Annotated in this window: 8 protein-coding genes; 5 read left to right on the plus strand and 3 right to left on the minus strand. The window is 69.3% G+C overall.

Features of this window, described 5'->3' with window-relative positions; all coding sequences use genetic code 11:
- The first annotated feature begins 134 nt into the window (after positions 1-134).
- Together DSP71_RS08405 and DSP71_RS08410 are read left to right on the plus strand one after the other, a co-directional pair.
- Entirely contained in the window at positions 135-932 is a 798-nt protein-coding gene (locus tag DSP71_RS08405) for a PP2C family serine/threonine-protein phosphatase (protein ID WP_046748247.1), read from the plus strand.
- Positions 933-990: 58 nt separating this feature from the next.
- Positions 991-3,750 carry an FtsK/SpoIIIE domain-containing protein gene (locus tag DSP71_RS08410; protein ID WP_113680848.1) on the plus strand — a complete coding sequence of 920 codons (2,760 nt, stop codon included), beginning with the start codon at positions 991-993 and terminating at the stop codon, positions 3,748-3,750.
- A 33-nt stretch (positions 3,751-3,783) separates the two neighbouring features.
- Here DSP71_RS08410 and DSP71_RS08415 read toward each other — a convergent pair whose 3' ends face one another.
- On the minus strand, positions 3,784-4,779 hold the full coding sequence (locus DSP71_RS08415) for an asparaginase (protein WP_058631287.1): 996 nt from the start codon (positions 4,777-4,779) through the stop codon (positions 3,784-3,786).
- A 67-nt stretch (positions 4,780-4,846) separates the two neighbouring features.
- Here DSP71_RS08415 and DSP71_RS08420 point away from each other — a divergent pair, with 67 nt between their 5' ends.
- Positions 4,847-5,341 (plus strand): OsmC family protein, encoded by a 495-nt coding sequence (locus tag DSP71_RS08420; RefSeq protein ID WP_113680849.1) that lies wholly within the window; start codon positions 4,847-4,849, stop codon positions 5,339-5,341.
- Positions 5,342-5,370: 29 nt separating this feature from the next.
- On the opposite strand, the gene DSP71_RS08425 is transcribed toward DSP71_RS08420, so the two are convergent.
- Positions 5,371-6,168, minus strand: coding sequence for a 1-acyl-sn-glycerol-3-phosphate acyltransferase (locus DSP71_RS08425; RefSeq protein ID WP_113680850.1), 798 nt, complete (start codon positions 6,166-6,168; stop codon positions 5,371-5,373).
- 123 nt (positions 6,169-6,291) lie between these two features.
- On the opposite strand from DSP71_RS08425, the gene DSP71_RS08430 reads away from it, so the two are divergent.
- Entirely contained in the window at positions 6,292-7,254 is a 963-nt protein-coding gene (locus tag DSP71_RS08430; RefSeq protein WP_113680851.1) for an FKBP-type peptidyl-prolyl cis-trans isomerase, read from the plus strand.
- Positions 7,255-7,291: 37 nt separating this feature from the next.
- Complete coding sequence (gene dxr / locus DSP71_RS08435; protein WP_113680852.1) at positions 7,292-8,374, plus strand: 1-deoxy-D-xylulose-5-phosphate reductoisomerase; 1,083 nt, start codon at positions 7,292-7,294, stop codon at positions 8,372-8,374.
- A 71-nt stretch (positions 8,375-8,445) separates the two neighbouring features.
- Here dxr and DSP71_RS08440 read toward each other — a convergent pair.
- The coding region (locus DSP71_RS08440) for a Mur ligase family protein (protein ID WP_258546334.1) at positions 8,446-9,671 on the minus strand (1,226 nt) is incomplete at its 5' end.

Below are 9,671 nucleotides of genomic sequence, written 5' to 3' on the forward strand. Positions count from 1 at the left end.
TTCTCGCGGGCTCGCTGCCTTCGTCGGCGGCTCCGGACGCACGAGCGTGATCGCGGTGTACGTGACTTCTACTACGATGTGTTGTGAGTATCCTGCGACCGTCCGACCCGCCGCAGGCCCATCGGAGGCAGCACGTGGCTGAGACGAAGACGCAACGGATCACGGTTGCGCAGCGCACGCTGCTGCTCTCCTGGTCCGGTATCACCGATCAGGGGCGCCGTCGCGAGACGAACCAGGACGCCTTCTTGGCCGACTATCCGCTGTTCATCGTCGCAGACGGCATGGGCGGCCATGCCGGTGGCGAGATCGCGAGTCAGAGCACGGTGTCGCGCCTCCAGGCCATCGTCTCGTCGGGGAAGGTCGATCGCCCGTCGATCGAGAGCGCACTCGAGCTGGCTGTCGGCGACATCGCCGACCACCCCGAGACCACCGACGAGGGCACGGGCACCACGCTCACGGGCGTCTACCTCGATACCGAGGGCGACGAGGCCCAGTGGATCGCCTTGAACATCGGCGATTCCCGCGTCTACCTCCTTCGGGACGACAAGCTGGTGCAGATCACGACGGATCACTCGGTCGTGCAGGAACTGATCACGGCAGGCAAGCTCAGCCCGGAGGAAGCCGAAGGGCACCCCTACAGCAACGTCATCACCCGCGCGGTGGGAGCGAGCGAACTCACGGCGCCGGACTACGTCTCCATCGACGTGCGACCCGGTGACCGGTTCGTCGTCTGCTCCGACGGGCTCACCAAGGAGCTCACCGACTACGGGATCCAGCACTTCCTCCGCGAGCACGACGACCCGGGGGCGGCCGTCGATGCGATGCTCGCGGCGGCCCTGGAGAACGGCGGTCGCGACAACGTGACGCTCATCATCGTCCAGGTAACGTCTGAGGACGACTCCTCCTCCCCGATCGAGGACACCGCTCAATAGTGTCCTGAGGCTGTGGAGACTGCTCGACCACGGCCTGCGATGCGATCGACTCGAGGGCATGGATTCCCTCCCGATCGCCTTGCCGTCCGCGCAGGCACCACATCACCGCGCTCCTGTGCCGTTCCTGGCCGCTATCGTGCCGATCGCCGCCGGCGTGGTGCTGTGGTCGATCTCGGGCTCGCTCCTGGCTCTGTGCTTCGCGGCACTGGGGCCCCTGATGATCGGGGCATCGCTGGTGGACGCGGCTCGCCTCCGGCGTCGGGAGCGGCGACGCGGAGAGCAGAAGATCGAGGAGGGGTGGGCCACGGCGGAGGCCGAGCTGGTCCGCCGCCACAGCGAGGAGCGCAGGGCGCTGTGGCAGCGCCGCCCTGACACCGCGACCTGCATCGTGCGATCCCCGCTTCGAGGAACGCAACCCGTCGATGAGGAGACCTGGGTCGTCGTCGGCTCGGGCCCGACAGCGAGCGAGGTCCGTTGCACCGGGGGCGAAGATGAGCGCGGACGAGCCTTCCGCGAACGATGCCGTGTCATCGACGCCTCGCCCGTCGTCGTGCCTTTGGGGGGAGGGATCTGTCTCAGAGGAGCGGGTCCGCTGACGGCCGCCGCCGCGCGAGCTCTGATCCTGCAGCTGTGTCTACGCTTCGGGTCCGCGCAGTTCTCGCTCGTTCCGACAGGTGGCGTCGACCTCCTCGAGGTCGATCTCGTCGGCTGGGGACTCGGCGGCCTGCCCCATGCGAGACGGACTCGTCGCAGGGCGTTCCGGCTGGGGGTCGGGCCCTGCGCCGGGGAGAGACCGGACGCGGACGCGCTGATCTGCACAGCCGCTCCCGGTGAGGAGGTGCCGGAGGGTGTCACGACGGTGATCGACATCGTGGAGCCGGGTCTCGCAACGCTGCGTACGGCGAGCGGGACGACAGCCGTCGCCGTCGAGTTCCTCTCGTCGAGGCAGGCCGAAGTGCTGTCCAGCGAGATCGCGCACCGGGGTGACGAGGCAAGCGCGCCTCCCGATTCGGTGGCGCTTCACGAACTCGAACAACCCCACGAGGTTGAAGGGCTGGCGGCGGCGATCGGCCGGGGCGAGCGGGGGAGCATCGTGGTCGACATCGTCGACGACGGTCCTCACGCGCTCGTGACCGGCATGACGGGGACGGGGAAGAGTGAACTGCTCGTGAGCTGGGTCGCAGCGATGGCATCGGTACACGGGCCGGACCGGGTGACCTTCGTCCTCGCGGACTTCAAGGGCGGCACCGCGTTCGAGCCGCTGCGTGCACTTCGGCATGTCGTCGCCGTCATCACGGATCTCGATGACGCGGGGGCACGACGTGGCGTCTCCAGCCTCACGGCGGAGCTCCGCCGACGGGAGGCACTGCTCGCGGCGGCGGGTGCTCGCGATGTGCGGGAGGTCTCGATACCGAGGCTGGTGATCGTCGTCGACGAGTTCGCAGCGCTGCTCGCGGAGCACGCCGACCTGGGCGCGGTCTTCACCGATATCGCCGCCCGTGGCCGTGCGCTCGGCATGCATCTGATCCTCGGCACGCAGCGAGCTTCCGGTGTGGTCAGAGATGCCCTGGCGGCGAACTGCCCCCTTCGCATCAGCCTCCGCGTGAGCGACGCTGCCGACAGCCGGCTGATGCTCGGCAGCGAGGCGGCAGCAGCGCTCCCCGGGGACCCGGGATCACGGGGGCTCGCTCTGGTGCGGAGACCGACGGACCAGGAGGCCCTCGCTCTGCGGGTCGCCCTGACGGAGGCATCCGACCTCCGAGAGGTGGCGAAGCGATGGGCGGCAGGAGGTCAGCCGTCCAGTCCCTGGCTGCCGTCGTTGCCCTCGCTTCTCCCACTCGGTGAGCTCCTCGGCGAGGCCGGCGTGGGGTCCGACACCGTGGTCATCGGACGCGCTGACGACCCCGACCGGCAGGCGCAACCTCCGGTTCTCCTGCAATGCGGGCGCGAACGGGGGATCGCGGTTCTGGGCGGGCCCGGCTCCGGCCGAACCACACTGCTGAGGACTGTGGCAGCCCAGTGCGATGACACCTCATGGATGTCCGGCGATGCCGAGGAGGCGTGGGATCTGCTCTCCGCATGGGCGGACGGCAGCCGGCGACCTCCGACCGTGGTTCTCTGCGACGATGTCGATGTGCTGGTGGGGAGCCTGCCGCCGGAGTACGGCCATCAGCTCGTCCAGCGCTGGGAGCAGGTGCTTCGCACGGCCCACGGCACGACCTTCGTGGTGACCGCGGCCAGGGCGAGCGGCGCCTGGGGACGTATGCTCGATCTCCTGCCGCGTCGCGCGCTGCTGCGTATGTCGACGAAGCTGGAGCATCTGGCGGCAGGAGGCGAGCCGTCCGGATTCCTTCGTGATCGTGCTCCGGGGCGCGCGAGGATCGGCGATCAGGAGGTTCAGCTGGCGTGGGCCGACGAAACGGAGTCCCATCGGCCCACGGACCAGACGGCAGCGGTGTGGCGGCCGACGTCCGCGCTCACAGCGATCGTCACCGCCGGGGCTCAGGAGGTCATCGCCCGTCTGCGTCGCGCGCATCCGGACTGCGAGGTGAGGGAACCGGGGGCGGAGCCGGCGGAGACGGATCGGCCGTGCGTCGTGGTGGGCGATGCGGAGGCTTGGCAGCGGAACTGGACACTCTGGCAACGGGTGCGATCCCTGGGCGAGGTCCTCATCCGCTGCGAGCGTCCGGCTGATCTCCGCCAGTTGATCGGCGCCCGCGAGTTGCCCCCGTACGCCCGTCCGCATGCGGGTCGAGCGTGGTCCGTGATCGGGGCTGAACTGCCACGAAGAGTGCACGTGGCCGAGCTGTCGCCGTGAGGAGCTCTGGGAGGTCGGAGGTGGGGCTCCCGGTCAGATGCCCGCACCGGGGCGGATGGCACCGACGTCGGCGCCGCCGCCGAGCACAGTGAGGGGGAGAGCCTCGCCGAGGGCGGCCACATCCGCATCGGTCAGACCGCCCGCGCGCGCCAGGAGGGTGGCGGCCACGATCGTCGAGGCACGAGTCGCGCCGTCGAGCATCTTCAGAGCCACCGTCGTCCCGTTCGGGGCGACCATGACCATGACGCCCTCGGCGCCGTGCTTCGTGAACACGCCCAGCTTCTCCGTCGCGATCGTGTCAGGGCGACCCGGGCCCTCGATCGTCCACGGGTTCTCCCGTACAGCGCGAACCAGGGAACCGGCGACTCGATGCAGGGCGAACGGCGAGCGGTCGGACGCCGTTCCGATCCGATGGATCGCGCGTGCGAGACCGGTCAGGGTCGTCGCATGTACGGGCGCGCCGCACCCGTCGATCGCGGTGTGCGCGATCTTCTCACCCGTGAGGCGCTCGACGACGTCCCTGATGTGCTGCTGCAACGGGTGGGCGGGGTCGAGGTAGCCGGCGGTGGGCCAGCCGGTCGCGACACAGGCGCGGAGCATCGCGGCGTGCTTGCCCGAGCAGTTCATGCGCACGCGCGTGGGCTCACCGTGCTCGCGCACGAGTTCATCGCGCGTCGAGGAGTCGCTCGGCCACGACGCGGGGCAGCCCAGGTCGTCCTCTGTCAGTCCGCCCTCTGTGAGGATGTCGCGCACCACGGACGCATGCCGATCGGTGCCGACATGGCTCGCCGTCGAGAGCGCGAGCTGTTCGCCCTCGAGGACGGCGCCCGCCGTGACGCAGGCGATCGCCTGCAGCGGCTTGAGGCTCGAACGCGGCAGGATCAGGGCGTCGGCGTTGCCGTGTCGGGCGACGATGTCGCCGTCGGGGGAGAGGACGACGGCCGCGCCGGCGTGGCGGGATTCGACGAATCCGCTCCGCTCGACGACGGCGAGTTCCACGGAATCCTGAACGGTGAGAGTCTCCAGCACCCGTCAACTCTAGCTCGGCGTGCGAGGCTGCTCGCGTCGCGTCGGACGAGCCTGACAGACTGGTCGCATGGCAGAGACCAGTCCTCGCACTCTCGGCGAACACCGCTATGCGCTCACATCGACCTGGACCGGCAACACCGGTGCCGGGACAACGGGATACCGCGACTACCGACGCGATGTGACGATCGAGATCGAGGGCAAGCCCGATCTCCTCGCCTCCGCGGACAAGCCCTTCCGCGGCGACGCGTCACGCTGGAATCCGGAGGACCTGCTGCTCGCGTCGCTCTCCGAGTGTCACCTGCTGTCTTACCTCCACGCGTGTGTCACGGCCGGCGTCGTGGTGGTGTCCTATCGCGACCGGGCGACAGGAATGATGCGCGAGGACGGAGCGGGCGGAGGATCGTTCGTCGAGGTGATGCTGCATCCTGAGGTCGTCGTCGCCGAGGAGTCGATGATCGAGGCTGCGGAACGCGCCCACACCCAGGCGAACGAATGGTGTTTCATCGCGAACTCGATGAACTTCCCCGTGCGTCACGAGGCGAGGGTCAGCGCTCTCTCCTGAGCCGCGCCGCGATCGCGACGACGGGACGGTCAGCGACGCTCGTGCGGAAGAGCCTGCTTGATCTTCTCGATGGTTCCCTGCGCGGGAGCCTCGTTGTACGCACCCGCGAGCTCCTGGCCGGAGAGGCCGTGGATCGCGGCCATGATCTGGTCGGTCGCGAGGCGCCGAGCGCGCCCGCTGGTGGCCGGGCCGTGCGGCGAGAGGTCGAGCGGCTCGCCGAAGCGCACCGTGATGCGCTCCTTGAGGGTCGGCATCTTCGCTCCGACCGGCATCACCTTGTCGGTGCCGATGAGTCCGACCGGGACCACCGGAGCGCCCGTCTGCAGCGCGAGGAACGCGACTCCGGTGCGGCCCTTGTACAGACGACCGTCGGTGGAGCGGGTGCCCTCGGGGTACAGGGCGACGGCCAGGCCCTCATCGAGGAGCTGGCGCTGGAGGTCGAGGGCATCGAGCGCGGCCTTTCCCGCTCCCCGGCGCACGGGGATCGCGCCGATCGACTCGAAGAAGGTCTTGCTCATCCAGCCCTTGAAGCCGGTGCCCTCGAAGTACGCCGACTTCGCCAGGAAGTGCACGGGGCGGGGCGCGGCCACCGGGATCGCTATCGAGTCGATGAACGAGAGGTGGTTGCTCGCGAAGATCACGGGGCCTTCGAGCGGCACGTTCTCTCGCCCCTCGATCCGCGGCCGATAGACCAGACGAGCGAGCGGGGTGATGAGGCTCCGCCCCAGGGTGTAGGCGAACCCGGCGTGACGGGGCTTCGCAGTCGTCTCGGGTGAGGATTCCTCTTCTGACGAGGCTTCGGGCTCGACGGACTGCTCAGAGGTCATCAGAGCAGATTACTCCCGGATCCATGCCGGCGTGGGAATGAAGACTTGCGCCGCGCCTCCCAGCGCGGGCAAAGGGGTATGAGGCAGGATGGAGGTTCCCGCCCGCGATCCTGAGGTCTCACTGTGCGCAAGCGTCCGCTCCTCGTCCTGTCCACTGTCGCTGCGGCGACCCTCCTGCTGGCCGGCTGTGCCGGTGGCGGTGCGCCCGAGAGCTCGGGCACCCCTTCGCCGTCCGCGTCGAGCGGGTGTCTGCTGAACGCGCAGCCCGGAGAGACGTCGGATGCGGTGACGGTCGATGGCGAAGGTCTCGACGCGAAGATCACCGTCCCCGCCGATGCCGCCTTCGCTGACGTGGAACGGACCATCGTGGCCAAGGGTGATGGCGATGAGGTGCTCGCGAACGATCTCGTAGGCGTGAAGTTCCAGATCGTGGATGCCGCGACCGGCGAGGTGGTCGACTCCTCCGCCCGGAACGAAGGCGGCGAGGCCTCCGTCCTCCTCGACCAGAACAGCGCGTCGCTCTTCATCGCCGCGCTCGAGTGCCAGCCGCTCGGCACACAGGTGGTGCTCGCGCTGCCCGGCAAGGTCTTCGGTGACGGCGGCACGAACAAGGTCGTCTATGCGGAGGCGGTCGAGAAGCTGCCGGAGGTGGCCACGGGCACCCCGGTCGACCCGACGCCCGGCATGCCGACGGTGAAGCTCGACGACAAGGGCGTTCCGACCGTCACGATCCCGGACGGCGACGCGCCGACCGAGACGAAGGTCGCCGTCCTCAAGCAGGGCGATGGCGCGACCGTGGGCACGGGCGACCTCGTCGTCGTGCAGTACCTGGGCGTGAAGTGGTCCGACGGCAAGGAGTTCGACTCCAGCTGGAGCCGCGATGCCGCTCCGACGCAGTTCCAGACCACGGGCGTCGTCGCGGGCTTCCAGAAGGCCCTCGAGGGCCAGAAGGTCGGCTCGCAGGTCGTCGTCGTCATGCCGCCCTCCGACGGGTACGGCGCGAGCGAGGGACACGAACTGCAGAAGGAGAGCCTCGTGTTCGTCGTCGACATCCTCGCGACGACACCGGTTCAGGCTCAGCAGTAGCCGCTGCGGAGCCGCGGGCGTGACCTAGGCTGGCGGTATGCGTCGCGTCATCGTCCTCGGCTCCACCGGCTCCATCGGCACCCAGGCACTGGATGTGATCCGTGCCAATCCTCGTCGCTTCGAGCTGGTCGGTCTCGCCGCTGGTTCCAACGCCGAGTTGCTGGAGGAGCAGGCCGCGCAGTTCCAGGTCGAATCCACCGCTCTCGGTGCTGTCGAGGCGGAGCAGCTCGTCCGTGACGTCGAAGCCGATGTTGTGCTCAACGCCATCACGGGCTCGATCGGACTCGGGCCGACGCTCGCCGCCTTGAAGGCGGGCCGCACTCTCGCCCTCGCGAACAAGGAATCCCTCATCGTCGGTGGCGACCTGGTGCTCGCCGCCGCTGCCCCCGGACAGATCGTCCCGGTGGACTCCGAGCACTCGGCCCTCGCGCAGGCTCTGCTCGCGGGCACTCATGCCGAAGTGCGCCGTCTCGTCGTCACCGCGTCCGGCGGCCCGTTCCGAGGACGCAGCCGTGGCGAGCTGACCCAGGTGACTCCGTCGGAGGCGCTCGCGCATCCGACATGGGACATGGGACGCATGGTCACGACGAACTCCGCGACCCTGGTGAACAAGGGGCTCGAGGTGATCGAGGCGCATCTGCTCTTCGACATCGCCTACGACGACATCGAGGTCGTGGTCCACCCGCAGTCGATCGTGCACTCGATGGTGGAGTTCATCGACGGGTCCACCATCGCACAGGCCTCACCGCCCGACATGCGTCTGCCCATCTCGCTCGGTCTGGACTGGCCGCACCGCGTCGGAGGCGTAGGGCGACCGCTTGACTGGTCCGCTGCGACCTCATGGACGTTCGAACCGCTCGACGGCGAGGCCTTCCCGTCCGTCGCTCTCGCGAAGTCGGTCGGACGCGCCGGCGGCACGTTCCCCGCGGTCTACAACGCGGCGAACGAACAGGCTGTCGACGCCTTCCACGAGGGCCGGCTCTCGTTCCTCGGGATCGTCGACACCATCGCCCGCGTCGTCGACGCGCATGACGCGCCCGATGTGCTCACCGTCGAGACGCTCGCCGAGGCGGAGGCCTGGGCGCGCGCGACGGCGGACCGGATGATCGCTGCGGCCTGACCGCCGGGGCATCCTCGTCGCATCGTCCTGCACGCCGGTACCGGAGCGCGGGTGCGCCCCGGTGATCTCGATCAGTCTTCGTCGGGGTAGGGGACGGGCCAGCGGGAGTCGGGAACGGGCCACCCGGCCGCGCGGAGCGCACGACGGGCGAGCTCGCGTGCGGAGTAGGGAGTGCGGACACCGCGGATGTCGCGGTAGTCCTGATGTCCCGGTCCCGCCCAGAGTATGGCGTCGCCGTCGCCGACCAGGCCGACGGCGGTGACGATGGCGTCCTCCGGCGGTGAGGCCTCATGGATCTCAGCGTCCGGTCGCGCGCGGCGTGCACCGTCGATGAGAGTGGCCCGGATGGATGCGGGGTCCTCGAAGCGGGGGTGGTGGTCGGTGACGACGAGGATGTCGCTGCCCTCCACGGCTGTGCGCGCCATGTCGAACCGCTTGCTCGCGTCCCGGTCGCCATCGGCACCGAACAGCATCAGCACCTTGCCGGGAGTCACGCGGCGGACGGCGGCGAGTGTCTTCTCGAACGCGTCGGGGGAGTGGCCGAAGTCGACGAAGACCGCGGGGCCCGTGTCGCCGGAGACCAGTTGCGTGCGTCCTGGCAGATAGGCGCGGATGCCGCCGTCGCGGGTCAGGGCCTCGGTGATGCGATCCCAGGCATAGCCGCCCTCGAGGAGCATCACGATCGCCAGAGCCGCATTGGCGGCCATGTGCGGACCGATCACCGGGACGGTCGTCGTGAGCGAGCCGGCCGGACCGGTCATCGTGAACGTGGTTCCGGCCGCACGCTCGTCGTCGATGACGACGACCCAGTCCGCGGCGCGGGCAGCCTCGGGGTCGGCGGCGATCGACGGAGTGCCCACCGTGACGATGGGGATCTCGGAACGTTCGACGACGATCGCTCCCGACGGCGAGTCGAGGCAGATGACGCCCCGCTTGGCGCGGTCGGGACGGAAGAGCGGCAGCTTCGCCTCGAAGTACTCCTCCATGTCCGCGTAGTCGTCGAGATGGTCGTGGCTGAGGTTGGTGAATCCGGCGACATCGAACAGGATGCCGTCGACGCGGTGACGGGAGAGAGCCTGCGCGCTGACCTCGACGGCGACGGCCTCGACTGCTCGCTCCCGCATGAGAGCGAGCAGTGCATGCATCTCGGAGGCCTCGGGGGTGGTCAGGCGCGACACGATGACCTCGCCGGCGATGTGGCGCTCCGCAGTGGAGGAGAGTCCGGTGACGACGCCGATCTGGTCGAGGATGCCCTCGAGCAGGTGGGAGACGCTGGTCTTCCCGTTGGTCCCGGTCG

Origin of the sequence: Microbacterium sp. H6 (genome assembly GCF_003314775.1) — a bacterium.
Classification (GTDB): domain Bacteria; phylum Actinomycetota; class Actinomycetes; order Actinomycetales; family Microbacteriaceae; genus Microbacterium; species Microbacterium oxydans.

What these genes read in the sequence shown, in the direction of transcription:
- DSP71_RS08410 (WP_113680848.1), top strand. Translation starts at nt 991, where the DNA reads ATGGATTCCCTCCCGATCGCCTTGCCGTCCGCGCAGGCACCACATCAC.
- DSP71_RS08420 (WP_113680849.1), top strand. Translation starts at nt 4,847, where the DNA reads ATGGCAGAGACCAGTCCTCGCACTCTCGGCGAACACCGCTATGCGCTC.
- DSP71_RS08425 (WP_113680850.1), bottom strand. Translation starts at nt 6,168, where the DNA reads ATGACCTCTGAGCAGTCCGTCGAGCCCGAAGCCTCGTCAGAAGAGGAA.
- dxr (WP_113680852.1), top strand. Translation starts at nt 7,292, where the DNA reads ATGCGTCGCGTCATCGTCCTCGGCTCCACCGGCTCCATCGGCACCCAG.